Annotated in this window: 23 protein-coding genes; 18 read left to right on the forward strand and 5 right to left on the reverse strand. The window is 73.8% G+C overall.

The window, feature by feature from the left end; genetic code table 11:
- The 3 genes from ACFPL3_RS12120 to ACFPL3_RS12130 form a co-directional block, all read left to right on the forward strand.
- On the forward strand, positions 1–3,557 hold a 3,557-nt coding region (locus ACFPL3_RS12120), incomplete at its 5' end, for a hypothetical protein (RefSeq protein WP_379588945.1).
- A gap of 98 nt (positions 3,558–3,655) precedes the next feature.
- The gene (locus ACFPL3_RS12125; protein ID WP_343944754.1) at positions 3,656–4,444 is read left to right on the forward strand and encodes a hypothetical protein; all 789 of its coding nucleotides are present in this window, start codon (positions 3,656–3,658) and stop codon (positions 4,442–4,444) included.
- 218 nt (positions 4,445–4,662) lie between these two features.
- Positions 4,663–6,021 (forward strand): tryptophanase, encoded by a 1,359-nt coding sequence (locus tag ACFPL3_RS12130; RefSeq protein ID WP_343944757.1) that lies wholly within the window; start codon positions 4,663–4,665, stop codon positions 6,019–6,021.
- Here the strand turns inward: ACFPL3_RS12130 and malQ are convergent, their stop codons facing one another.
- Positions 6,022–7,986, reverse strand: coding sequence for a 4-alpha-glucanotransferase (malQ, locus tag ACFPL3_RS12135; protein WP_343944755.1), 1,965 nt, complete (start codon positions 7,984–7,986; stop codon positions 6,022–6,024).
- 309 nt (positions 7,987–8,295) lie between these two features.
- Between malQ and ACFPL3_RS12140 the strand changes: the two genes are divergently transcribed.
- The 5 genes from ACFPL3_RS12140 (at position 8,296) to ACFPL3_RS12160 (ending at position 13,589) form a co-directional block, all read left to right on the forward strand.
- Positions 8,296–10,548, forward strand: coding sequence for a carboxypeptidase regulatory-like domain-containing protein (locus ACFPL3_RS12140; RefSeq protein WP_379588947.1), 2,253 nt, complete (start codon positions 8,296–8,298; stop codon positions 10,546–10,548).
- A gap of 10 nt (positions 10,549–10,558) precedes the next feature.
- On the forward strand, positions 10,559–11,404 hold the full coding sequence (locus ACFPL3_RS12145; protein ID WP_343944402.1) for an alpha/beta hydrolase: 846 nt from the start codon (positions 10,559–10,561) through the stop codon (positions 11,402–11,404).
- A gap of 151 nt (positions 11,405–11,555) precedes the next feature.
- A complete protein-coding gene (locus ACFPL3_RS12150; protein ID WP_343944401.1) occupies positions 11,556–12,410 on the forward strand; it encodes an endonuclease domain-containing protein in 855 nt (284 codons plus the stop codon).
- Positions 12,411–12,738: 328 nt separating this feature from the next.
- The gene (locus ACFPL3_RS12155; protein ID WP_379588948.1) at positions 12,739–13,227 is read left to right on the forward strand and encodes a cysteine dioxygenase; all 489 of its coding nucleotides are present in this window, start codon (positions 12,739–12,741) and stop codon (positions 13,225–13,227) included.
- Positions 13,224–13,589, forward strand: a complete 366-nt coding sequence (locus tag ACFPL3_RS12160) for a rhodanese-like domain-containing protein (protein WP_343944399.1) — start codon at positions 13,224–13,226, stop codon at positions 13,587–13,589. The genes ACFPL3_RS12155 and ACFPL3_RS12160 overlap by 4 nt, the downstream gene beginning before the upstream one ends.
- Positions 13,590–13,711: 122 nt before the next feature.
- Here ACFPL3_RS12160 and ACFPL3_RS12165 read toward each other — a convergent pair whose 3' ends face one another.
- Together ACFPL3_RS12165 and ACFPL3_RS12170 are read right to left on the reverse strand one after the other, a co-directional pair.
- Positions 13,712–14,077, reverse strand: coding sequence for a VOC family protein (locus ACFPL3_RS12165; RefSeq protein ID WP_343944398.1), 366 nt, complete (start codon positions 14,075–14,077; stop codon positions 13,712–13,714).
- A gap of 9 nt (positions 14,078–14,086) precedes the next feature.
- Positions 14,087–14,560, reverse strand: a complete 474-nt coding sequence (locus ACFPL3_RS12170) for a MarR family winged helix-turn-helix transcriptional regulator (RefSeq protein ID WP_343944397.1) — start codon at positions 14,558–14,560, stop codon at positions 14,087–14,089.
- Between the two features lie 110 nt (positions 14,561–14,670).
- Between ACFPL3_RS12170 and ACFPL3_RS12175 the strand changes: the two genes are divergently transcribed.
- From ACFPL3_RS12175 to ACFPL3_RS12185, 3 genes are read left to right on the forward strand one after another with little or no spacing between them, the layout of a single operon-like run.
- Complete coding sequence (locus tag ACFPL3_RS12175; RefSeq protein WP_343944396.1) at positions 14,671–15,831, forward strand: MFS transporter; 1,161 nt, start codon at positions 14,671–14,673, stop codon at positions 15,829–15,831.
- An 11-nt stretch (positions 15,832–15,842) separates the two neighbouring features.
- Positions 15,843–16,886 (forward strand): SDR family oxidoreductase, encoded by a 1,044-nt coding sequence (locus tag ACFPL3_RS12180; protein ID WP_343944395.1) that lies wholly within the window; start codon positions 15,843–15,845, stop codon positions 16,884–16,886.
- A gap of 11 nt (positions 16,887–16,897) precedes the next feature.
- Entirely contained in the window at positions 16,898–17,281 is a 384-nt protein-coding gene (locus ACFPL3_RS12185; protein WP_343944394.1) for a hypothetical protein, read from the forward strand.
- Between the two features lie 222 nt (positions 17,282–17,503).
- On the opposite strand, the gene ACFPL3_RS12190 is transcribed toward ACFPL3_RS12185, so the two are convergent.
- Together ACFPL3_RS12190 and ACFPL3_RS12195 are read right to left on the reverse strand one after the other, a co-directional pair.
- Entirely contained in the window at positions 17,504–18,286 is a 783-nt protein-coding gene (locus tag ACFPL3_RS12190; protein ID WP_343944393.1) for a phosphotransferase, read from the reverse strand.
- Positions 18,287–18,302: 16 nt separating this feature from the next.
- Positions 18,303–19,265, reverse strand: coding sequence for a sugar-binding transcriptional regulator (locus tag ACFPL3_RS12195; protein ID WP_343944392.1), 963 nt, complete (start codon positions 19,263–19,265; stop codon positions 18,303–18,305).
- Between the two features lie 280 nt (positions 19,266–19,545).
- Here ACFPL3_RS12195 and ACFPL3_RS12200 point away from each other — a divergent pair, with 280 nt between their 5' ends.
- From ACFPL3_RS12200 to ACFPL3_RS12230, 7 genes are all read left to right on the forward strand, one after another.
- The gene (locus ACFPL3_RS12200) at positions 19,546–20,898 is read left to right on the forward strand and encodes an ABC transporter substrate-binding protein (protein WP_343944391.1); all 1,353 of its coding nucleotides are present in this window, start codon (positions 19,546–19,548) and stop codon (positions 20,896–20,898) included.
- Complete coding sequence (locus ACFPL3_RS12205) at positions 20,895–21,845, forward strand: carbohydrate ABC transporter permease (protein WP_343944390.1); 951 nt, start codon at positions 20,895–20,897, stop codon at positions 21,843–21,845. The genes ACFPL3_RS12200 and ACFPL3_RS12205 overlap by 4 nt, the downstream gene beginning before the upstream one ends.
- Positions 21,842–22,720, forward strand: coding sequence for a carbohydrate ABC transporter permease (locus tag ACFPL3_RS12210; protein WP_343944389.1), 879 nt, complete (start codon positions 21,842–21,844; stop codon positions 22,718–22,720). The genes ACFPL3_RS12205 and ACFPL3_RS12210 overlap by 4 nt, the downstream gene beginning before the upstream one ends.
- 67 nt (positions 22,721–22,787) lie before the next feature.
- Complete coding sequence (locus ACFPL3_RS12215) at positions 22,788–23,447, forward strand: FMN-dependent NADH-azoreductase (RefSeq protein WP_343944388.1); 660 nt, start codon at positions 22,788–22,790, stop codon at positions 23,445–23,447.
- A 32-nt stretch (positions 23,448–23,479) separates the two neighbouring features.
- Positions 23,480–23,818 carry a DMT family transporter gene (locus tag ACFPL3_RS12220; protein WP_343944387.1) on the forward strand — a complete coding sequence of 113 codons (339 nt, stop codon included), beginning with the start codon at positions 23,480–23,482 and terminating at the stop codon, positions 23,816–23,818.
- Between the two features lie 4 nt (positions 23,819–23,822).
- Positions 23,823–24,434, forward strand: a complete 612-nt coding sequence (locus ACFPL3_RS12225; RefSeq protein WP_343944386.1) for a TetR/AcrR family transcriptional regulator — start codon at positions 23,823–23,825, stop codon at positions 24,432–24,434.
- 50 nt (positions 24,435–24,484) lie between these two features.
- Complete coding sequence (locus tag ACFPL3_RS12230) at positions 24,485–24,901, forward strand: effector-associated constant component EACC1 (RefSeq protein WP_343944385.1); 417 nt, start codon at positions 24,485–24,487, stop codon at positions 24,899–24,901.
- The last annotated feature ends 1 nt before the right edge of the window (position 24,902 follow it).

Raw genomic sequence — 24,902 nt, forward strand, 5'->3', positions numbered from 1 at the left:
TGCCCGCCGCCGGCCTGGCTGCCGGCGCGGCGCTCGCGTGGGCGCCCGCGGTCGCGTGGGCCGCCGGAGGCGCCGTGGTGCTCGTCGCCGCCGGGATCCGGGCTGCGCTGCTCGCACGCTCCGCCCGCGCGTCGACCGCGGCCGAGCCCCGCGGCCGGGACGCGCGCCGCGTGCGCGCCGCCATCGCTGCCGTGGTCGTCTCGGCCATGCTGCTGCGCGGGGGCGTGGCCGGGGGCCCCGCGCGGTGGGAGCCGATCGAGGTGGCGGCCCGGCCGGTCCGCACCCGGTACGACGACGACGGCCTCGACCGTCCGGACCTCGGGTTCGACGACGCCGAGGGGGGCGGCCTCGCGCCCGGGGCCACGACCGCGGATCTCGTCGAGCTGGCGAAATGGGGGGTGGTCGCTCGGGCCGGTGCGTTCGACCCCGCCCTCGACGACGCGGTGTCGCTGTACCGGCACTACCGGGCCGGCAGCGGCGAGCCGGTCGTCCTCGACTACGCCGAGGGCTACCGCGAGGACGCCGCCGTGCGGGGTGCCGTGGACGCGCAGATCGCCACGGCGCAGGTGTGGGCGCAGCGCTACGCCCGGCGCGGCGAGCGCTCGTTCCGCATGACCGGTGGCCGGGTCATGGTGGAGCCCGCCTCGGAGAACTGGCAGAAAGCCCTCGGTGACCACTCCGTGTGGGTGCGCGCGGAGGTCAGCACCGACGGGGTGCGGGCGGCGATGCGCCTGCTCGTCACCGCCGAGGACCACTACGACTTCAACGCGGGCGAAGCCGACATCGCGACGGGGATCGAGAACGACACCAACCGGCGTTTCGCCGAGCTCGGGTGGGCGGCGCCCTTCCCCACGCGCGCGACCCTCGTGGTGCGCGTCGAATGGCTCCTCGGCGACCCCACCACGACCACGGCGCGCCTGTACCACAGCGCTCCGGACGAGCACGCCACCGGCACGGACCGCAACGGCGACCTGCTGGCCGACGGCCTGAGCCCGGCGCTCGAGCGGCAGGTGCACGGGGTGCTGGTCCGGCAGGCGCGCCGGCTCCGGGGGGCCCGGTGGGTGTCGGCGGTGGTGCGGATCCGGGGTCCCCCGCTCGCGGTGCACGGGGACGAGGGGTTGTGGACGGTGCCGCGGGCGCGGCTGGCACGGTGGCTGCGCCGCGGCGGGCTGGACCGCCAGAGCGCGGACGTCGTGGCCGGCCGGGTGTGGGCGGCCTCGATGCGGGACGGGCGTGGTCGTCCGCTGTTCGTCGTCGTCGCGGAGCGGGTGCCCGCGGTGCGGGCGTCCGGGCTGTGGCCGCAGGTGCGGGAGCACGAGGTCCGGCACCTCGACGAGACGGGCTGGGAAGCCGGGGAGCACGGCCGGGCCTCCGCGCGGTTGATCGCCGACATCGCGGCCGCGGTGCGCGCCGCCGGCGTGACCGGGGTGGGCGAGGTGCCGGGGTGGCGCCCGCGGCTGCTGCCGCTGTCGTGGCGCGGCGGCTCGCGGCTGCGCGCGGCGTTCGACCCGGTTCGCGAGGCGGTCGCCGACGTGGAGCGGGCCCGCCGCCGGGTGCTCGCCGTGCAGCGCGCGGCGCACGCGACCGAACGCGCCGAACGGGCGGGCAACCGCCTGCAGCGGTGGTGGGCGCACCGGCGGACCCCCCGCGACCTGCGCGGCGCGCAGGACCTTCCGGCGCTGCTCGAGGAGCGGGGCGAGGCGCTCGTCCGGGCACGGCGTGCCGAGCAGGAGGCCGTGCGGGCAGCCGTGGCCGAGGGGGTGCTCGCCGGGTTCGGGCGGCGCGACGTGCGGCACGCCCGCGACGTGGCCCGATGGGGCTGGAAGCGGCACATGGCGAGCATCGCCGGGTCGGCGGGCGCCCTGCCCGGCCAGGCGGCCGGTGCGCAGATGAACGCGTCGCAGGAGTTCGCCGACCACTACGACCAGCCGTCGCCGGACTGGGTGACCACGCAGGGTTCGATCGCGACCTCGACCACGGCGACCATCAGCCTCGCGATGGCCGGACTCGGCGACCGGCTGATCAAGAACATGGTGGCCACCGTCGTGCTGGGGGCGATCGGGTCGGCCGGGCTGGCGCTCGTCGGGCTGGTCGACCACGCGGCCCTGTTCCTACCGTCGCTCATCGCGATCGGCGTGTCGGGCATGGCCGCGGGGTTCGTCCGGGGCTACATGGCGATCCACCACCCGCTGCCGCCGGAGCAGAAGGACGTCAGGGACTCCGACTACGAGTCCGGCTTCACGGTCGCGCAGCTCGTGCTGCCGATTCTGATCGTCAACGGCATCGCGCTGGTCGGGGTGCCGGTGAGCATGCTCGTCCTGTCGGGACTGATGATCGTGCTGACGGCGGTCGTGTGGGCTGCGGTGCGCGGGGAGAACCCGGTCGTCCGGTTCGGGGCGCCGCCCGCGGTCCGGGAGTCCGTGCGCGGAATGGTGCTGCAGGTCCTCGGCACGCCGCACGGGCTGCTGCGGCTGACCATCTCGATCCCCGTGCTGACCGTGCTCACCGGGATGCTCCCCTTCGCCCTCGGTGGGGCGATCGCCGACCAGATGGTGCTGCTCAACGACCCGACATCGCAGTTCGGGGCCACCGCCCAGGTGGTGAGCGTGCTGCTGGTGGTCAGCCGCCTCGCCGCACTGGCGGTGCGGAAGGGCTGGCCGGGGATCAAGCAGCTGCTGGGCAGGCGGGGGCTGCTCGGCGCGAAGGTCCTGCACCGCGCCGCGCCCGCACCGATGAGCGAGGCGCGCGTCATCCGGGTCGGGACCGCGCTCGCACTCGTGCAGGTGCTGCCTGCGCTCTGGTTGTTCCTGTCCCCGGGTCTGGTGCCCCTCCTCGTCATGCAGGCGGTGGCGGCGGCGGCCACGGCGTGGATGCAGGCCCCGCTTCCCCGCTGGATGGAAGGTGGCACCGGAGCCTCGCTGATCAACGTCGGCAAGGCGGGGAGCGTCGCGGTGGGCGCGGCGCTGACCGTCCCGCTGCTGGGTGGGTTCGCTCCCGATGTCGCCGAACTCGCGGCGGCCGGTGCGCCCTACGCGCACCTGGTGGACACCGCACACGGGCGGATCCTGCTGCTCGCCGTCCCCGCCATGGTGGTGTTGGTCCTGGTGGGCCGAGTGGTGGGCAGGTTGCGGATCGGCACAGCCGACGAGCTCGAGGCGGCACTGGTCCGGGTGGGCGCCACCGCCGACGAGGCGGGCCTGATCATCACGGAGCTGACCCGGCACGGGGTGCGGGACGTGGGGTCGGCCGCCGCCCTCTACCTCTCCGACGGGTGGCGGCCCCGCGTCGCCGGCGCGCTGCGACTGCGGGCCCGCGCGGCGCGGCTGGCGAGCCTCGGCATCGAGGGCCGGCAGGCGGACCTGCTGCGTGCCGCACTCCGGGACGTGGCCGGCGGCGGTGGTGATCCCCGGTCGCCCGTCGACGGCGATCTGGACGACTCGCGCCCGGGCCCCTTGCGGTGGGCGCTCGACGTGGCGCGGGCCGTCCGTGCCGCTGCGCGCCGGGCCGTGATCGAGCTGCGCAACCGCGGCCCGCCGCCGGACGGGGGCGCGTCGTGACGCGCGGACGTGTGCCCGCGGCGCGGGCGCGAGGACCTCCACACCTGCCGCTCGACCCCATCGACCGGCAGGACATCTCACATCGTGGAGGAACCGGAGTGAGCAACTCCAAGGAAGAACTGATCTCTCGCCGCATCGGCAGGCAGTGGGTCTGGCTGGGCCTGACGTCGACGGTGCACATGGCCGTGGTGGTCGCCGTGCTCACGGTGGTCGTCGGCGGCCGGGTCGCCCCGGTCGGCGTGGCGGCGCCCGCCGCCGCTCTCGTGATCGGCGCGCCGCTCGCGGCCCTCTGGCTGGAGCGGCGGGACCCGGTGGGCCACCGTCCCGACCGCTGGCTGCGGCGGGCGCTGTTCCCGGTGGCGGCGCACGCCTGCGCCGCCGGGCTGGTGGCCGCCGTCGTCGTGGGCGGGTTCCGCGCCGCGCTCGCGGTGGTGGGGCTCGCCGCACTGGAGCTGGCCGGCGTCGCGCTGGCGGGCCGCGCCCTGCGGCACCCGCTGACGCCGGAGCTCGGCGAGATGGCGTTCGAGGTGAGCCGCAAGATCCGGTCGGCGCACCAGGCGGACACCCCGGGCTGGGCGCTGCAGGACGAACTGCGCCTCACCGACGGGGAGGTCGTCGCCGTCCTGCGCCCGGGGCCGACGTCCGCGTTCGGGATCGCGGTTCGGCTCGCCGACGTGGAGGCCGTGTCGGCGCGGCCGGGGCGGCCCGCCGACAACCCGTGGGTGCAGCTCGGCGACGGCGGGTGGTACGTGCCCGCGGGCGGCGAGGTCCTGGAGATCCGGCACCGCGACGACACGCTCGTCGTGCCGGTGCGTGACGCCGCAGCCTTCGCGGACGTCATCCGCGCCCGGATCGCCGACCGCCTCGGCATGTCGACGAGCAGCTGACCCACCCCCTGAATCCACCGAATTCGCGGGGGTGATCCGGACACCCAACTGAAAACCGCGGTTCATCGCGCCGATGCATATGTGTGGCACTCGGCGCGCTGACCCCTGCCCGAATTCAGGTGCCAATAATATGGTTCACGTCACACCGCGCGGTGGTGATCGTTCCCGATAGGGTGAGGCGCATTCCCCCGCGCCTTGCCATTCCCTGGAGTTCCCTGATGGAGCCGTACCGGATCAAAGCCGTCGAACCGATTCCCTTCCCTTCGAGGGGCGACCGTGAACAGGCGCTGACCAGGTCCGGGTACAACCTGTTCCGGGTGCCGTCCGCACAGGTCACCATCGATCTGCTGACCGACTCCGGCACCGGCTCGATGTCCGCGGCCCAGTGGGCCGCCATGATGATCGGCGACGAGGCGTACGCCTGCTCGACGTCCTACGAGCGATTCGACGCGGTCCTGCGAGGTATCACCGGGTTTCCCGAGATCATGCCCGTGCACCAGGGGCGGGCGGCGGAGCGTGTGGTGTTCTCGACCCTGTTGGGTCCGGGCGACATCGTCGTTTCCAACACCCATTTCGACACCACCCGGGCGCACGTGGAGGCAACGGGATCTCAGGCGCTCGACCTCCCCAGCCCGGAGGCCGCCGATCTGGACTCCGACCACCCGTTCAAGGGGAACATCGATCTCGGGGCGCTGACCGACCTGCTGGCCGGGCCGGACGGCCACCGGGTGAAGGCCGTCGTCATGACCGTCACCAACAACGGTGGCGGCGGGCAGCCGGTCTCGCTGGAGAACCTGCGCCGGGTCCGCGCGGTGTGCGACGAGCACGGCCTCGTGTTCCTGCTCGACGCGTCGCGGTTCGCGGAGAACTCCTGGCTGGTCCTGCAGCGGGAACGCGGGCACGGGTACCGCGAGCCGGTCGAGGTGGCCCGGGCCACGTTCGACCTGGCCGACGTCTTCTGGGCCAGCCTCAAGAAGGACGGGTTGGCCAACATCGGCGGGGTCATCGGCGTGCGCGACGACCCCGAACTCGCCCGGCGGTTCCGCCAGCGAGTGATCCTCGACGAGGGGTTCTCCACCTACGGCGGCCTCGCGGGGCGCGACCTGGAGGCGCTGGCCCAGGGCCTGAGCGAGGTCACCGATCCCCGGTACCTTGCCGACCGCGCCGACACCGCGCGCTGGTTCGCCGACTCCCTGCACAAGGCCGGGGTGCCGGTGGTCCGGCCGGCCGGCTGCCACGCGGTCTACGTCCGGGCCGGCGAGATCCTCCCGCACATCCCCGCGCACCGGTTCCCCGGTCACGCGTGGTCGTGCGCGCTCTACCTCGAAGGGGGCATCCGGGCCGTGGAGTTCGGCAGCCTCCTGCTGGGGTCCGGTGGTGGGTCGGCGCCGCACGAGCTGGTGCGGCTGGCGCTGCCGCGCCGCGTCTACACCCGGTCCCACCTCGAGTACGTCGTGGACACGGCGGTCGCGGTCGGTCGCATCGCCGACGAGCTCCCCGGTTACCGGATCGTGGGCGACTCACCCGCGCTGCGCCACTTCACCGCTGTGCTGGAACCCGCGCCGCACGCGGGGTGATCAGCCGTTGCCCGGCGCCCCGCCGCGATGCAGCCGCAGCTGGTCGACCACCACGCGCACCCGCGGGTCGTCGCGCAGCTCCTCCAGCGTGACCGGCAGCGGGAGCCGCCAGTTCGGGTACTCGTCCACGGTGCCGGGCAGGTTCGGCTGGCGCACCTCGCCGACCACGTCGTAGGGCGACACCAGCACCAGGCGCGACCGGCTGCGCGCCAGCAGCGCATGCAGGGCGACCACGATCTGGTCCTCGCCCGGATCCGGCCCGTCCACCAGGCCCTGCGCCCGGAGGTGGTCCACCAGCTCCTGCCGCTCGCGCGCGGCCTTCTCCTCCTCCGCGGGCACGTCGTCGAGCAGCCCGAGCTCGGCGCGCACCCGCACGTGCTCGCCGCGCAGGAAGCCGGTGGCCGTCGGGAGGTCGTGGGTGGAGACCGTGGCCACCGACTGCTCCGGCCAGTCCTGCGGCGCCAGCAACGGCTCGCCCGGAGCGTCGAGATCGCGGGTGAACCACAGCACCGACGAACCCAGCACGTTCCGCTCGGCCAGGCCCTCGGTGACCTCGGGTTCGACCGTGCCGAGGTCCTCCCCGATCACGAGCGCCCCGGCCCGGTGGGCCTCCAGCGTGAGCACGGCGAGCATGACCTCGGAGTCGTAGTGCACGTACGTGCCGCGGTCGGGGCTCTCACCGGGCGGCACCCACCACAGCCGCCACAGCCCGGCGACGTGGTCGATGCGCAGCCCGTCGGCCTGGCGCAGCAGGGCGCGCAACAGGTCGCGGTAGGCCGCGTAGCCGGTGGCGTCGAGCCGGTCCGGGCGCCACGGCGGCAGGCCCCAGTCCTGGCCCTGCTGGCTGAACGCGTCGGGCGGCGCACCCACCCGCACCCCCTGCGCGAGGACGTCCTGCAACGCCCAGCCGTCCGCGCCCTCCGGGTCGCAGCCCACGGCGAGGTCGTGCACCACCCGCACCCCGACGGCGCGTGCCGCGTCCCGCACCGCAGCGAGCTGGTCCTGCACCTGCAGCTGCACCCAGGCGTGGAACGCGATCCGCGGGGCCAGCTGCGCCTTGGCCGCAGCGACGTCGGGCCCGTCCGGCCTGCGCAGTCCCTCCGGCCACCGGCTCCACCGCGCGCCGTAGCGCTCGGCCAGCGCGCAGTACATGGCGAACTCCTCCAGGTCGGCCTCGATGCCCGGCGGTCGCGGCCTGCCCTCGGCCCGCCACAGCAGCTCCAGCGCCGAGCGCTTCGCGGCCCACACCCGGTCGTGCTCGATCCGCCCGCCCGTGAGATCCGGCCGCAGAGCGTCGACCTCCGCCCGGCTCGTGCCGTCGGCGCGCGCGTAGGCGGTCAGGTCGCTGATCCGCAGCGCCATCGGGGTGCCGAAGCGCCTGCTGGACGGCGTGTACGGCGACGGCTGCACCGGTGGCACGGGCGTGATCGCGTGCAGCGGGTTGAGCAGCACCGCCCCCGCGCCGTGCTCGGCGCCGGTCCAGGAGGTGAACGCGCGCAGGTCGCCGAGGTCACCGATGCCCCAGGAGTCCGCCGAGCGCAGCGCGTAGAGCTGCAGCATCCACCCCCAGCCCCGCTCGGGCCGGGGCAGCGCGGGCGGCGCCACGACCACCACCACCTCCTGGGACGGCAGCTCCAACCGGTACCAGCCGGGCTCCAGGCCCGCCGGGACCTCGGTGAACTCCCGCCGCCCGCCCCCGGCGTCGACCAGCACGCCGGGTTCGGGGAGGGGCCGGGAGTGGTCGGTGCGAACGGCGATGGTGCCGGGGAGCCGGCCGGCCGCCGCCCGCTCCCGCGCTGCCGCGAGCGCGGCGCGCCGCGCCTCGGGGCTGCCTGCGTCGACGTCGAGCAGACCCAGGACCCGCACCACCACATCGGGGTCCACCTGCACGGGGCGCCGGTCCCCGTCGCGGTAGCTCGTGGCCACCCCGTGCGCCGCCGCAAGTTCGCTCAGCTCGCTGTCCACACCGCTACCCTTCCCCGGGAATCCGCGCCCATGCACACCGGCACCGACGGATGATCACTCTTTGGCCCGTGACCTGCGGCAACACGCTCCCCATTGCTCACCGCCCAGATCAGGATCAGGTGCTAGGTTCCCTGCGGCGGGCTCCCGCAACGCAGGGCGGTCCACCACCGTCCTCCAGGCGCCGGACGCCCGCCGCGGGCGAATGCTGATGCGGAGCGGAGAGCGCCGGGACATGACACAGCTGGCGGGCGGATCATCCACCCGAAGGCCCACCGCGTCCCCGTGCGCCGCACCGGGCGGGGGAGTGCGATGAACACGCTCGTTCTGATCGGGCTGGCGCTCGTCGCCGCCGGGTTCGTGCTGCTCGCCGTGCGGTTGGCGCCGCGCGTGCGCCGGCAGTTCGCGCCCACGCCCACCCAGCCGCGCACGGTCGCCGACCTCGTCCGCCTGCGGCAGGAGAACGCCGCGGCAGCCACCCCGGCCCCTGCACAGGCCGCCGCGCCGAGCCGTTCCGCACCTGCGCCGGACCCCGCACCTGCACCAGCGCCTGCGCCGCAGGCGGCCCAGCCCGAGCCGGCCGCGCCGCCCGCCGAGCCGGAGCAGCCCGCGCCCGCGTTCGTGCCCCCGCCCCCGCGTCCCACCCCGGTCGCGGGACGGGTGCGGCGGGAGGCGGCCGAGCCGCCCTCGGCTCCCCTCGACGGGGACAACTCGCCGTGGCAGCGCGGCGCGCGCATGGCCGTCGGACTGGGCGGCGGGCAGCCGTGGCGGGAACCGCCCGCACCTCCGACGCCCCTGCGCGTCGTGCCGGCCGACCCCGGCGACGAGGAGGCCGCCACGACGCCGACGCAGCGGCCCGCAGCGTCCGGGCCGGTGCGGCTCGTCCCGTCCGCGGCCGAGCCGGCTGAACCCGAGGCCCCCGAGCAGGCGGGCGTGCGGCTCGTGCCCGCGGCGCCGGCCGAGTCGGAGGAAGCGGAGACCGCGGCAGCGGCGCCGGACGACAACGCCCCCGCAGCCGACGCCGAGGAGGCGCCGGAGTCGGGTGCCCCGTCGGATGCGGCCCCGGTCGAGCCCGAGTCCGCAGGCGTGGAGCCGGGTGCCGTGGCGTCGGCGGCGCCGCTGCTCGCGATGGGTGCTGCGGCGGCGGGAGTCGGCTCCCAGGTTCCTGACCCGGTGCCGGGTGACGCGGAGTCGGCGTCGCACGCGGCAGCGCCGGGGGAGGACGCCACGGAGCCCGGTTCGGAAGGTGCGGCGTTGCCCGTGGAGGGCGGCCCGGAGTCGCAGGCGGAGATCGCTGACCCGGCGGCTCCTGGAACGAAGGCAGGGCCGGCGGTGAACCGGGACGCGGTGTGGCTCGCGCCCGAGGTGGCGGGGCAGGGTGTCGCGGAGACGGGTCCGGCGCCCTCGGTGAACGGTGCGGCGGTCGGGGTCGGCCCTGAGCCGGAGGCTCCGGACGAGTCCGGGGTGGACTCGGAGCCTGCTGCCGCGGAGTCGGTGCCCTCGGTGAACGGTGCGGCGGTCGGGGCAGACTCCGAGGCGGACGACGAACAGCCGGGCGTCGTGGAGCCCGGTGCGAATGCGACGCCCGCGGTGAACACCGGCGCGGTGTGGGTCGCCCCGGAAGCGGTGCCGGCCGAGCCCGAGGCCGAGAACCCCGCGCCCGAGTCCGGCGGCGGGGGCGGCGCCGTGGTCGGCGGTCTCACCGCGGCCGCGCTGGGAGGCGCCGCGCTCGCCGCGGGCGCCGCCAGGGTGCGCGGCGCGGAGGTCGACGGCGTTCCGGCCTCGGCGGTGCCGGAGCGGTTCGCCGAGGAAGCGGGTGCACCGATCGAGCAGGACGCGCCCCGCCGCGGCCGGCAGACGCCGGACGAGCGGGCGGCGGAGCAGGCCGCCGCAGATCTCGCCCTGCTGCGGACGTTCGGGGTCGCCGACCGCGAGCTGAGCCCGGAGAGCACGCCCGTGATCGCGATGGAGCGCCCCGCGGACGAGCAGCAGGACGGCCGGGCCGGGGCGGCGCAGCCGGTGCGGTACCGGGTGGTGCGCCGCGACGGCACCGTGGTCAGCGGCGCCACCATCACGTTGCTGGACGACCGCGGCGGCGACGTGGCCGCGGGTGCCGCCGACGCCGAGGGGAGGGGCGAGGTGCTCGCCCCCGGGCCCGGCGGGTACGTGCTCGTGTCCACCGCGGCGGGCCACCAGCCCGGTGCCGTGGCGATCACCGTGGGCGGCGCCGCCACCGAGACCGATGTGCTCATCGCGCGCTCGGCGTCCGTCACCGGAGCGGTCCGCGCCGAGGACGGGCCGGTCGCGGGTGCCCGGGTCACGCTCGTGCAGGACGGCGAGGCCGTCGACGCGGTGGACACCGGCGCCGACGGGACGTACCGGATCAAGGACATCGGGGCCGGCGAGTACGGGCTGTCGGTGGCCGCGCCGGGGCGCGAGCCGGTCACGGCGGTGCTCGAGGTGCCGGAGGAGGCCGAGGTGCGCCACGACGTCGAGCTCCGGCCGGCAGCGCCGATCGCAGACTCCGACATGGTCGACGACGACGCCCTGACCGGCTTGCGTTGACCTCCCGGTCATGGCGCACCAGCGGATCGAGGGCCGCCTCCCCGGTGCGGGTGGCGTGGAGCTGTTCTGGCAGGGCTGGCTCCCCGCGGGCGACGCGCGCGGGGTCGTGCTGATCTGCCACGGCCTCGGCGAGCATTCCGGGCGTTACGACACCGTGGTGGAGGCGCTCGTCCCCGACGGCTGGGCCGTGTACGGCGTCGACCACCGCGGGCACGGCCGGTCCGGCGGGCGGCGGGCCCACCTGCGGCGCTACGCCGACTGGCTGGACGACCTCGACGCCTTCCGCCGCACCGTCGTCGCCCGCCACCCCGGGCTGCCGGTGTTCCTGCTCGGCCACAGCATGGGCGGCCAGATCGCGCTGGCCTACGCGCTCGACCACCAGGCCGACCTCGCCGGCCTGGTCCTCTCCGCGCCCGCGCTCGCGAACAGCAGCGTGCCGAAGCCGGTGGTCGGGGTGCTCCGGACGATGGGGAAGGTGGTGCCGACGTGGCGACCCGTCGGCATCGACGCCACGAAGATCAGCAAGGACCCCGCGGTCTACGCCGCCTACCGGGACGACCCGCTCGTACACCACGGCCGGCCCACGCTGCGCCTGTCGAGCGCGCTCGTCGGGCAGTTCGAGGTGCTCCCCGACCGGGCCCGTGACCTGCGGATCCCGGTGCTCCTGCAGCAGGGCGCGCTGGACTCGCTCGTGGATCCCTCCGGCTTCCGGCGGCTGGAGGCCGCCTGCGGCTCCCCGGACCTCACCGTGCACTGGTACGAGGGCCTGTGGCACGAGATCTACAACGAACCCGAGCGCGACCTCCCGCTCGGGGACCTGCGCCAGTGGCTCGCCGCCCACGCGAGATCCTCCTGATCGCCCTCGCGACGGCGCGCAGCCGGATCTCGGAATGATCGATCGCTCCGAGGTCGGGGGTCCCCGCCCTCGGGAGGGCGGTGCGGCGGATCTCGGAACGATCTGCGCCGGGGAGGGAACCGGGTCGCCGTGGCCGGCGTCGGTGCAGGTCATGTCGATCAACGTGCGCGAACCGTTCCGCGGAACCGAGGCCGTCGCCGTCGGGCTCGTCACGCCCAAGGTGTTGCGCGGCCCGAGGTTCCACCGGCTGTTCACCGGGATCTACGTCCACGCCGAGGTCCCGATCACCTTCGAGGTCCGCTCACGTGGGGCGTACCTGCTCCTCGACGGCCGCGGCGCGCTCGGCGGGTTCTCCGCGGCGGAGCTGCTCGGAGCGTCGTGCGAACCGGTCGGTGCCCCCGCCGAGGTCGTGACGCCCCGCTCGCTCGCGACACGCCGGGGTCTCGTCGTGCGGCACGACGAGCTCGCGGCGGACGAGGTCGCCGAAGCGCACGGGTGCGCCGTGACCGGTCCGGCGCGCACGGCCTACGACCTGGCGCGCCGGCTGCCGCTGGTCGAGGCCGTGGTGGCGCTGGACGCGCTGGCGTACGCCAAGAGGTTCGCTCCCGCGGACGTCCTGGTGTTGGCGCGCCGCCACCTGGGCAGCCGCGGGAGCGCCCGGCTTCCGGAGGTGGTGGCGTTGTCGACCAGGCTCGCCGAGTCGCCCATGGAGTCGCGCATCCGGATGGCGCTGCACGTCGCCGGGCTGCCGCCGCCCGTGTTGCAGCACCCGGTCGGCCCGTACCGGCTCGACATGGCCTACCCGGAGCTGATGGTGGCCGTGGAGTACGACGGCCGCGAGCACCTGGACCCCGATCGGGCTCTCCGTGACCTGCACCGCGCCACCTACCTCGGGCGTCGTGGGTGGACCGTGCTCCGGTTCCGCGCTGCGGTGGTGCTGGGCCGACCCTGGCGGATCGCCGCCGACGTGCGGGACGCGCTTCGCCGGGCCGCGCGGCCGACCTGATCGTTCCGAGATCGGCCCCACCGCCCTCCCGAGGGCGATGACCCCGATCTCGGATCGATCGATCACTGCGAGATCGGCGTCGTCGCCCTACCGAGGGCCCTCCGGCGGATCTCGGAATGATCGCAACTGCCCGGACATTCCGGCGCCCGGTCCCGGGCCGTGGGAGCGAGTGGAAATCGCGCGGCGGGTTGTGGTCACATACGCGCATGTCGCCCGCCGCCGTCCTCGGAGAGATCTGGGGTTCACGTCGCGCGGACGCGTTCGACCAGTGCTGTCGCCCGAGCTGACCGTCCCCGTCCGCTCGCACGTCGACCACTGGAGAAACCCGGTGCTCCTGCACGCCCCCACGCCCATCGCCCTCGGCGACCTCAGCGCACTGACCCGCGACATCGCCGCCGAGGTGCGCGCGGGCCTGCACCCCGTGCACGTCGACCCCGACCGCCGCTGGTACCGCCTGCTGCGCAGCGACGCCTACGTGGACGTGTGGCTGATCAGCTGGGCCACCGAGCAGAACGCCGAGCTGCACGACCACGCCGGGTCTCTCGGGGCGCTCACGGTGGTGTCCGGCAGCCTCGTGGAGCAGCGTTGGACGGGCCACGAACTGCGCGAGCGGCAGGTGCGGGCCGGGCGGAGCCTCGGCTTCCCGCTGGGCCACGTGCACGACGTGCGCAACACCGAGGAGACGCCCGCGGTGTCGGTGCACGCGTACTCACCGCCGCTGACGGCGATGTCGTACTACGCGGTGGAGCCGGGCGCACGGCTGCGGCGGACGCGTAGCGTGCTCGTCGAGTCCGGTTCCTCGGAGGGAGTGGGATGACCACGGTCCACGACCTGCTGGCGGCGGCCCGGGTCCGGCTCGACCGGCCCGACCCGCGGCGCGCCGCCGAACTGGTGCGGGGTGGCGCCTTCCTCGTCGACACCCGCCCGGGCTGGCAGCGCGCCGACGAGGGTGAGCTGCCGGGCGCGCTCGTGATCGAGCGCAACCACCTCGAGTGGCGGCTCGACCCGGCCTCGGACGCCCGCATCCCGGAGGCGGTCGACCACGACGTCACCTGGATCGTCGTGTGCTCCGAGGGGTACAGCTCGAGCCTCGCCGCCGCGTCCCTGCAGGACCTCGGCCTGCGCAACGCCACGGACCTGGACGGCGGCTACAAGGCCTGGAAGGCGACCTTCGGCTAGGCCTCGCGCCCAGCCGTGGCCGCCGCGCCCCAGCGGAGTGCCAGCAAGGTGGCCATGCTGGCGTATTACGCCAGTAAAGCCACCATGCCGGCATCGCGAGGCGGGGGCGTGGGCGCCGGGGCCTACGGCTCGAAGAGCTCCACCAGGTTGCCGGCCGGGTCCTGCAGCAGGGCTTGCCGCCCGCCCCGCCCGGCGATGATGTCGCTGCGGAAGGACGCCCCGGCCTTCCGCAGCTTCTCGACGGTGCCGTCGAGGTCGTCGACCTCGATCTGGAACCTGTTCCAGCCGCCCGGCGCGGGCACGCTCCCGTCGGCCATCGCCTGCCCGGCGCCACCCGCTCCCGGCGCGTTGAGCAGGAGCGTGAGCGACTCGCGGGCGAGCATCGCGAAGCCGGGCGCCGGCCGCATCTTCTGCTCGAAGCCGAGGTGGTTGGTGTAGAAGTCGACGGCCTTGTCCACGTCGTCGACGATGTACCGCACGCTGACCATGCGCCGACGCTACGAGCGCACGGCCTCCCGTGGCTTCTCCTGGCTTGCGGTCTCGTGCAGCGCCTCGACGAGCCGGGCGAGCTCCGGTACGGCGGCGGCGGTGTCGAGCGCTTCCTTGAGCGTGGCGTCGTGCACCGGCCGGGCGCGTTCGAGCAGGTCGCGGCCCTGGTCGGTGATCTGGCTGTAGATGCCGCGGCGGTCGTCGGGGCAGAGGAACCTGCTGAGCAGGCCGCGGTTCTCCAGCCGGGTGACGAGCCGGGTGGTGGCGCTCTGCGAGAGCGCGGCGGCCCGGGACACCTGCTGCATCCGCATGTGCCAGCCGTCCTGGCGGGCGAGGGTGTCGAGCACCGTGTACTCGACGACGGACAGGCCGAACTCGGCCTGTAGCGCCTTCTCGAGCGCCTCCTCCAACCGGCCGTGGAGTGCGGCGAGCGTGCGCCAGCCCTGCGCCCGCACCTCGACCGCGTCGTCGGCGATCGCCATGCGCCACCTCCCTTGTGCGCACCACCATACCCGCTTGCAGCAATAGCCCGCGTGTGCAACTGTTGCGAACGCGCTATACCGGCGCATGCCATCTTGGAGGTCGTCTTCTCATGCCGCTCGCTCTGCTGGCCCTCGCCATCAGCGCCTTCGCCATCGGCACCACGGAGTTCGTGCCGACCGGCCTGCTCCCCGAGATCGCCGCCGACTTCCACGTGGACATCCCCGCCGCAGGCCTGCTCGTCTCCGGCTACGCGCTGGGCGTGTTCGTCGGGGCTCCGCTGCTCTCGGCGGCCGCCGCCCCGCTCCGGCGCAAGCCCGTGCTGCTCGCGCTGCTCGGCCTGTTCGTCATCGGCAACATCGGGTCCGCGCTCGCGCCCGACTACGCGCTGATGATGGTCAGCCGCGTGGTCGCCTCGCTGTGCCACGGCGCGTTCTTCGGCGTCGGCTCGGTCGTTGCCGCAGGGCTCGTCGCGCCGCAGCGCCGGGCCGCCGCGATCGCGATGATGTTCACCGGGATCACCCTCGCCAACGTGGTCGGCGTGCCGCTCGGCACGCTGCTCGGCCAGGCGTTCGGCTGGCGCAGCACGTTCTGGGTGGTGGCCGCGCTCGGCGTGCTCGGCGCCGTCGGCGTGCTCGCGCTCGTGCCCGACCGCCCGGCCGACCCCGCGGCGAGCCTGCGCGCCGAGCTGTCGGCGTTCCGCCGTCCCCAGGTGTGGCTGGCCCTGGGGATGACCGCGCTCGGCTTCGGCGGCGTGTTCGCGTCGTTCACCTACGTCGCGCCGCTCATGGTCGACGTCGCCGGCTTCCCGGCGAGCGCGCTCACGTGGCTGGTGCTGCTGTTCGGCGCGGGCCTGGTCGTCGGGAACTTCGTCGGCGCCAGGTTGGCCGACCGCGCACTCATGCCCGCGATCATCGGTACGACCGCCGCCCTCGCCGTTGCCCTGACGGTCTTCACCGTCACCGTGCATTCGCCGATCCCGGCCGCGATCACGCTGTTCCTGGTGGGCGCCGCCGCGTTCGCGACCGCACCCGGCCTGCAGACCAGGGTGATCGACGCCGCGGGCACCGCGGGCACCATGGCCTCCGCCGCCAACATCGGGGCGTTCAACCTCGGCAACGCCGTCGGCGCCGCGCTCGGCGGCCTCGTGATCGGCGCCGGGTTCGGGTTCCCCGCGGCCAACCTCGTCGGCGCGGCCATGGCCGCCGGCGGGGTCGCGGTCGCCGTCGTCTCCGTGGTGCTCGACCGGCGCCGCGTCCCCGTCACCGTCTGAGGAGAACACCCATGACCGGAACCGCGCTCGTCGTCGGCGCCCGCGGCGTCATCGGCGGCACGCTCGCCGAGCACCTCGCCGGCCTGCCCGGCTGGGAGGTCGTCGGCCTCTCGCGCCGCGGCGGGCCCGCCGACGGGCCGGTGCGCCACGTGGCCGCCGACCTGTTCGACCCCGCGTCGGTGCGGGACGCCCTTCGCACCCACCCCGGCATCACGCACGTGTTCTACGCCGCCTACCAGGACCGGCCGACCTGGTCGGAGCTGGTCGAGCCGAACGTGACGATGCTGCGCACCGTCCTCGACGCCGAGCTCCCGGAGCTGCAGCACGTCAGCCTGATGCAGGGCTACAAGGTCTACGGCGCGCACCTCGGCCCGTTCTCGACGCCCGCGAAGGAGAGCGACCCGCCGCACATGCCGCCGGAGTTCAACGTCGACCAGCAGCGGCTCGTGGAGGAGCGCGCGGCCGCCGCCGGGTGGACGTGGTCGGCGATCCGGCCGTCGGTGGTGGCGGGCTTCGGGCTGGGCAACCCGATGAACCTCGGTGTCGTGCTCGCGGTGTACGCGTCGATCAGCAAGGAGCTCGGCGTCCCGCTGCGGTTCCCGGGGAAGCCGGGCGCGTACGACGCGCTGCTGGAGCTGACCGACGCGGGCCTGCTCGCCGAGGCCACGGTGTGGGCCGCCACCGACCCGGCGTGCGCGAACGAGGCGTTCAACATCGCCAACGGCGACCTGTTCCGCTGGAACCGGATGTGGCCGGTCGTCGCCGACGCGTTCGGACTCGAGCTCGCGCCGCCGCTGCCGATGTCGCTGCAGGACGTGATGGCGGACAAGGAGCCGGTGTGGGACGCGATGGTCGCGCGGCACGGGCTCGCCCCCACCCCGTACGCGGACGTGTCGTCGTGGGCGTTCGGCGACTTCGTCTTCTCCTGGGGCTACGACATGTTCGCCGACACCTCGAAGTCACGGCGGTTCGGCTTCCACCGCTACGTCGACACCGAGGCCATGCTGCTCGGACTGTTCGACGACCTGCGCAAGCGGCGGATCATTCCCGGGTAACGTCCGCGGGCATGGGTGAGCTGGAGCGCTCGGTCGCCGGGAGCACCGCGACCGACAGCAGCGTGGCCGTGGCCGGGAGCGTGGCCACCGCGGGGAGTGTGGCCGTGGCCGGGAGCGTCGCGACGGCCGGCAGCGTCGGGGTGGCGGGCAGCGTCGCGACGTCCGGGAGCGCCGCGGTGGCCGGGAGTGTGGCCACCGCGGGCAGCGTCGCGATCGCCGGCTCGGTGCTGACGCTGCTCAGCGTGGCGCTGGCCGCGTGCATCGCGTGCCTGGGCTGCGTGGCCTGCCGCCGCTGCGTGGCCTGCGTCGGGTGCGTCGACTGCGTGGGCTGCGTCGGGTGCGTGGGCTGCGTGGGCCTGCGCGGCGCCGTCGGGCAGGTCGGCGTGCGCGCCTAGCGGCGGGGGCCCGCAGGTGGACCTGCGGGCGTCGATCAAGGGGAAATGGTCGCTAGATGATCTCTGGGAGCGACCACTTGCCCTCTGATCGCCGTGAGACCTCCGACTCCGCCCCTCCGGGGGAGGCCGGCCCCGCAAAAAGGAGGCAGGATCGTTGTTCCGGCGCAAAACCCGACACGAGGAGTCGGAAAACGCGCCAAGCCGGCGATCATGATGAGGGCCTCACGGGGCGCGCAGCGCCTCCTCGATCGCGGCGGCGTTGCGGTCGAACCACGCCATGGCCCGCTCCTGGCGCGCGGCGGCCTCCGGGGTCCAATAGGCCGCGAAGCCGGGCACGCCGCGGGCGGCGCCGTCGCGCACGATCTCCTGCATCCAGACGTGGGAGTCGCGCAGCGCGGGCAGGAACGCCTCCCGGCCCGCGTCGTCGAGCCCGTAGGAGTCCACCAGGATCCGGGTGCGCTCGAGTTCGCGGCCGCGCCGGGAGTCGTCGGTGTCGACCGGGTCGCGCAGCGGCGCCCACAGCCGGGCGGCGGCCGCGACGTCCCAGACCGGCGAGCCCGGCCCTGCGAGGTCGAAGTCGATCAACGCGACGGCCTCTCCCGCGCGGAACACCACGTTGTCGAGGTTCGGATCGTTGTGGGCGATGCCGCGGCCGTCGAACGGTGCGGGCGCCGGGTGCGACCAGTGGTAGGGCGCGGGGTCGAACGCAGCCACGGCGTCGTGGAAGCGGCGCAGGAGCCGCCCGACGCTGCGCAGGGCGTGGTCGGTGAGACCCCAGGCCGGTGCCGGGGCGGTGACGGCGTGGCCGGGCACGTAGCTGAGCACCTCCCGGCCCGCGTCGTCGACGCCGAGCACGCGCGGCGCCCCGTCGAACCCGACGTCCTCGAGGTGGCGCAGCAACGCGTGGGTGGCGCTGCTGGTGGGGCGCAGCGGACGGCGCACCGTGTCGCCGACCCGGTGGACACGGCCGCGGTTGGCCGTGCCGCCCAGGAGCGGCACCTCCATCGTCAGGCCCCCGCTCTCACGACGACGCGGCGGCGATCAGCAGCTCGGCCAGGGTCGAATGCGTCACCAGGCTGTTGACCATCCCACCCCGCACGGCCGCGAGCACGGCGTGCACCTTGGCGCGTCCGTACACGATCGCGATCACCTCGGGTACCGCCCGCATCTGGTCGGCGGTGATGCCGATCATCCGCTCGGTGAGGTCGGAGCGCACGGGGTTGCCGTCGGCGTCGACGAGCACGCCGGAGATCTCGGCGCACACGCCTTGGCGCGCCAGCTCGCGACGCTCGGCCTCGCCGGTGGCGTCGAAGAGTGTGGACTGCTCGGGTTCCCACGCGCCGACGCCCGCGACGGCCCGGGTGACCGACCCGATGCGGGAGAAGGCCTGCGCGACCTCGGGCTGGCGCCGCAGGGCCTGCGCGGTGGCGGCGTCGGGCACCGACATCGGGGCGTAGAAGAAGTAGGCGGGCCCACCCGCCACCCGGGCCACGTCACGGACGACGTCGATCGAGCTGTCGTCCACCCCGGGTCGGGCCAGCGCACCGGTGAGCTGCACGACGGGCACGGGCGCGAGCCGTTGCAGCGCGGTGGCCATCGAGCTGACCGACCGGGCCCAGGACAGCCCGAGCACGTCGTCGGGCGTGACGATCTCGGTGAGCAGGTCGGCCGCGGCCGCGCCGAGGTGGGCGCGCATCGTGGCGGGCAGGTCGTCGGGCGTGTCGGTGACCACGCAGTGCTGCAGGCCTAGCGTGGACATCAGCCGGTCGGACAGCTCGACGTCGACGGATCCGGGGTGGCCGATCTCGATGCGGACGAGGCCGCTGCTGCGTGCGTCCTCGAGCAGGCGGGCGACCTTGAACCGGCTGAGTGCGAACTCCTGGGCGATCTCGACCTTGGAGCGGCCGTCGAGGTAGTACCGGCGTGCGACCGATGCCGTGAGCACGAGCTGGGCCGGCCCGCGCGCCCCGCTGTCGATCGCCACTTCCGCCTCCGTGTTGCTTGCCTCCGCTGCGCTCCGGCGGACTTGCGGGCCCTCGGGCCCCGTCTTGTTCCTCCGGTGCTCGGTCGCTCGTTCCTCGCTCCCTGCGCGCCTCCCCCGCAAGACAGCGCCGCCCGCAACTGTCGCTCATATGAGCGGAACTTCGCCCATTCTTCCACAAGCCATTGAGTTGCGGTCGGCTCGTTGCCACACTCTGATCGTGTGATCGGGGCTGTGCTCATCTGAGCACCAAAGCCGGAGGGACGCAATGAAGCGATCGAGCGTGCGAACAGCACTGCTCTCCCTCATCGTGCTGCTGACGAGCACTGCCTGCGCCGGGTGGGGCGGCAGCGTCGGGGGCGGTGGGGCGAACAGCATCAACGTGCTGATGGTCAACAACCCGCAGATGGTGGACCTGCAGAGGTTGACGGCCGAGCACTTCACCGAGCAGACGGGCATCCACGTCAACTTCACGGTGCTGCCCGAGAACGACGTGCGCGACAAGATCAGCCAGGAGTTCTCCAGCCAGGCGGGCCAGTACGACGTGGCGTCGCTGTCCAACTTCGAGATCCCGATCTACGCCCGCAGCGGCTGGATCGCGCCGATGGACCCCTTCATCGCGAACGACCCGGCGTTCGACCAGGCCGACATACTGCCGTCGATGACCGAGTCCCTGAAGGGGCCCGACGGCCAGATCTACGGCCAGCCCTTCTATGGCGAGTCGTCGTTCCTGATGTACCGCGCCGACGTGCTCCAGGCCGCGGGGATCACGATGCCCGAGCAGCCCACGTGGCCGGAGGTGGCCGACATCGCGGCCCGGCTCGACGGTGTGCAGCCGGGCATGGCCGGGATCTGCCTGCGCGGCCAGCCGGGTTGGGGCCAGGTCTTCGCGCCGCTCACCACGGTGGTCAACACGTTCGGCGGCACCTGGTTCACGCAGGACTGGCAAGCGCAGGTGAACGCGCCGGAGTTCCGCGAGGCCGTGCAGTTCTACGTCGACCTGGTGCGCGAGCACGGCGAGGCGGGCGCCCCGCAGGCCGGGTTCACCGAGTGCCTGAACAACATGATCCAGGGCAACGCCGCCATGTGGTACGACGCCACCTCCGCGGCGGGCTCGTTGGAGGCCGCCGACTCGCCGGTGCGCGGCAAGATGGGCTACGCCCCGGCGCCCGTGGTCGAGACCGACAGCGCGGGCTGGCTGTACGCGTGGTCGTGGGGCATCCAGGCCGCCAGCGAGAAGCAGGACGCCGCGTGGAAGTTCATCTCGTGGGCGTCGAGCAAGGAGTACGAGCAGCTGGTCGGCGAGCAGGTCGGCTGGTCCGACGTGCCCGCGGGCAAGCGGGCGTCCACCTACGAGAACCCGCAGTACGTGGCCGAGGCGGGCGCCTTCGCCGAGCAGACGAAGCACGCCATCGAGACCGCCGACCCGCGCAACCCCGGCGTGCAGCCGCGGCCGGCGCTCGGCATCCAGTTCGTCGGGATCCCGGAGTTCCCCGACCTGGGCACGCAGGTGTCGCAGGAGGTGAGCTCGGCGATCGCCGGGCTGGTGACGGTGGACGAGGCCCTCGAGCGGGGTCAGGAACTGGCCGACGACGTTGCGGAGCGGTACCGCTCCCGGGCGGAGGGGCAGTCATGAGTACAGCGGTGGAACCGCGTACCGGGCCCTCGTGGAACCGGTCGAAGGAGGAGAAGGCCGCGCTGCGTCACGCGGGTGACTGGGCGCGTCGCGCCCCGCTCCTGCCCGCGCTGATCTTCCTGATCATCGTGACGCAGCTGCCGTTCGTCGGCACGCTGGTCATCTCGTTCATGAACTGGAACGCCTACTACCCCGACGAGGTGGGGTTCGCCGGGTTCGACAACTACCGGCGGGTGCTCACCGACGTCACCACCCGCGACTCGATCGTCACCACGATCGTGCTCACGGTGTCGGTGGTGCTGGTCAGCCTCATCCTGGGCCTCGCGATCGCGCTGCTGCTGGACCGCGCGTTCCGTGGCCGCGGGGTCGTCCGCACGATGATGATCACGCCGTTCCTGATCGTGCCCGTGGCCGCGGCGCTCGTGTGGAAGCACGCGCTCTACAACCCGGAGTACGGCCTCTTCAACGGCGTGCTGACCTGGATCTTCGGAGAGAACGCCCCGCAGCCGGACTGGATCTCCACGATGCCGCTCACGGCCGTGGTGGCCTCCCTGGTCTGGCAGTGGACGCCGTTCATGATGCTGATCCTGCTGGCGGGGTTGCAGAGCAAGCCGCTCGACGTGATCGAGGCGGCGAAGATCGACGGCTGCACGTCGTGGCAGATCTTCCGCCACATGACACTGCCGCACCTGCGCCAGTACCTGGAGCTGGGTGCCCTGCTCGGGTCGATCTACATCGTGCAGAACTTCGACGCCGTCTTCACGATCACCTCGGGTGGCCTGGGCACGGCGAACCTGCCCTACACGATCTACCAGATCTTCTACAACGCGCACGACTACGGCCGCGCCTCGGCCGCCGGCGTCATCGTGGTGATCGGCACGATCATCATCGCCACGTTCGCGCTGCGCACCGTGTCGTCGCTGTTCCGCGAGGAGGGGGCCCGATGACCGCCACCCTGGAAGCGCCGCCCACCGCGGCCCCGCGGGTCAACCCGCCGGCCCGCAACCCCGTGGGCAGCCTGCTCACGATCCTGGCCTGGGTCGTCGGCGTGCTGTTCGTGCTGCCGGTGCTGTGGATGCTCCTCACCTCGCTGCACAGCGAGGAGAACGCGGCCACCAACCCGCCGTCGCTGTTCGCGCCGCTCACGCTCGAGGGCTACGCGAACTTCTTCGGCGCCGAGACCGGCACGAGCCCGTGGCCGTCGCTGCTGAACTCGCTCACCGCGAGCGTGCTGTCCACGGCGCTGGTGCTGGTGCTCGCGATCCCGGCGGCGTACGCGCTGTCGATCCGGCCGGTGCGCAAGTGGACGGACGTGCTGTTCTTCTTCCTGTCCACCAAGATGCTGCCGGTGGTGGCGGGCCTGCTGCCCGTCTACCTGATCGCGCAGAGCATCGGGATGCTCGACAACATCTGGTTGCTGATCATCCTGTACACGTCGATGAACCTGCCGATCGCGGTGTGGATGATGCGGTCGTTCCTCGCCGAGGTGCCGGTGGAGGTGCTCGAGGCGGCGTCGATCGACGGGTGCAGCCTGACCCGCACGCTGCGCACGGTCGTCGTGCCGATGGTGCTGCCGGGGATCGCGGCCACGTCGCTGATCTGCTTCATCTTCAGCTGGAACGAGCTGCTGTTCGCCCGGGTGCTCACCGCGACGGTGGCGCAGACCGCACCGGTGTTCCTCACCGGCTTCGTCACCAGTCAGGGCCTGTTCCTGGCCACGGTGTGCGCGGCGTCGGTCGTGGTGTCGCTGCCGGTGCTCATCGCCGGGTTCGCGGCGCAGGACAAGCTCGTGCAGGGGTTGTCGCTGGGCGCCATCAAGTAACTGGACATCACGTCCGGTTCAGGAGTAGAAGTGGTCGTAGTGTCCACTTCTACTCCTGGAGGCTGCCGTGCCCGGCCTGCTGCACCTGGACGCCAGCGCGCGTTCCCGCTCGCTGTCCCGCCGCCTCGGCGCACGTTTCGCCGACCGCTGGCGCGCCGCCCACCCGGACGCGCCCTACGTCCACCGCGACCTCGCCGCCGACCCCGTCCCGTTCATCGGCGAGGCGTGGACGGAACTGTGCGACGAGGTGATGCGGCGGGGCCTCACAGAGCCCCGCCGGTACGCCGAGGTCGTCGGCACGCCGGCGCAGCGCGCGGCCTGGGCCGTGGTGGCGCCGTTGCTCGACGAGCTGCTCGCCGCGGACGTCGTGCTGGTGGCGACCCCGATGTACAACTTCTCGGTCCCCGCCGCGCTCAAGGCCTGGATCGACCAGGTCACGTTCCCGCGGATGTCGCTCGCCGGCACCAGGTTCATCGTGGTCTGCGCGCGGGGTGGCGCCTACCAGCCGGGCACGCCCCGAGCGGCCGTCGAGCACGCCACCACCTACCTGCGCGACTTCTTCGACGGACACTTCGCGGTGACCGAGGTCGACGTCGTGGCGGCCGAGCTGGTCAACTCCCTCGTCGACCCCCGGCTCGCGGACCGGCGGGCCGAGCACGAGGCGTCGCTGGTGGCGGCCGAGGCCGAGGTCGACCGCCTGGCGGCCCGCGCCGTCGTCGCGGCGTGAGCGGGGGAACGAGCGGTGCGACGGGGACGCGTGTGAACGGCTGGCTGTGGCTGCTCGCCGCGGGGGTGGTCGAGATCGCCTGGGCGCAGAGCATCCCGCCGACGAAGGGGCTCACCCGGTTCTGGCCGAGCGTGCTGTGCGTCGCGCTGTGCGTGGCGATCATCGTGCTGCTGGCCCGGGCCACGCTCGACGGCGTGCCGGTCAGCACGGCCTACATCGTCTTCACCGGGATGGGGGCGGCCGGTGCGGTACTGCTCGGGCTCGCGGTGCACCACGACCCGCTCACGCCGGCTCGGCTCGGCGCGCTGGCGCTCATCACGGGCGGTGTGCTGCTCGCCCACGCGAGCGCGTCCTGGCCGGGACTAACCTGAGCCGGTGGAGGCCGTCGAGTACCCGCGCGTGGGCGCGCCGCCCACCGAGCGCGCCGACGCCGCCCGCAACCGGGCCCGCGTCCTCGCGGCCGCCGCGGAGATCTTCCGCCGCACCGAGGACCCGCGCTCCGTCACGATGGACGACATCGCCCGCGCCGCGGGCGTCGGCCGGGCCACGCTGTACCGGCGCTACCCGGACGTCTCGTCGGTGGCCGCCGCGTTGCTCGGCGAGCACGAGCGGGTGGTGCAGGAGGAGTTGCTGCGGGGTGAGCCGCCGCTGGGGCCCGGCGCCGCGCCCGCCGAGCGGCTGGCGGCGTTCTACGCGGCGATGGTCGAGCACCTCGAGCGGCACCTGCCCCTGCTGCTCGCCGAGGACGCCGGGGCGGCGCGGTTCACGGTCGGTTCCTACGGTTTCTGGCGCGCGCACGTGCGGGCGCTGCTGGTGGAGGCGGCCGCCCCGGAACCGGACGCGCTGGTGGACGTGCTGTTGGCGCCCCTCGCCCCGGAGGTGTTCCGCCACCAGCGCACGAACGGGGTGACGCCGGAGCAGATCACCGCGGCCCTCGCCCACCTGGCCCGCCAGGTCCTCCCGAGCGGTGTTGCCAGTGATCGATGATCACTCCATCATGTGACGGATCACCCGCAGGCCGTGATGGACGGAGACAGATGACCGACGCAGGGCCGGCTCAGCGGACCGTCGACGTCAGGCTCGAGCTGCAGCCCGACCCGGAGTCGAGCCCGGAGGAACGGGAGCTGGCCGTCCGGCGGCTGCGCCGCGAGCTGTCCGAGATCGACCTCGACACCGACCTCGACGTCGTGCGGACGGGCGGCGCGCCTGCCGTCCCGCCGGGTTCGAAGGCGGCCGACCCGGTCACCATCGGCGCGATCGTCCTGGCGATGAGCGCCTCCGGCGGTGTCTTCGCCGCGGTCGTGGAGACGATCAAGGACTGGCTGAACCGCCAGGCGGACCGCCACCGGATCACGCTCACGGTCGACGGTGACACCATCGAGCTGGCGCGCGCCACCGCGGAGGAGCGCGAGACGCTGGTCGAGGCGTTCGTCCGCCGCCACTCCGCGCACTGAC

Source organism: Pseudonocardia zijingensis (assembly GCF_042657305.1).
GTDB lineage: Bacteria > Actinomycetota > Actinomycetes > Mycobacteriales > Pseudonocardiaceae > Pseudonocardia > Pseudonocardia zijingensis.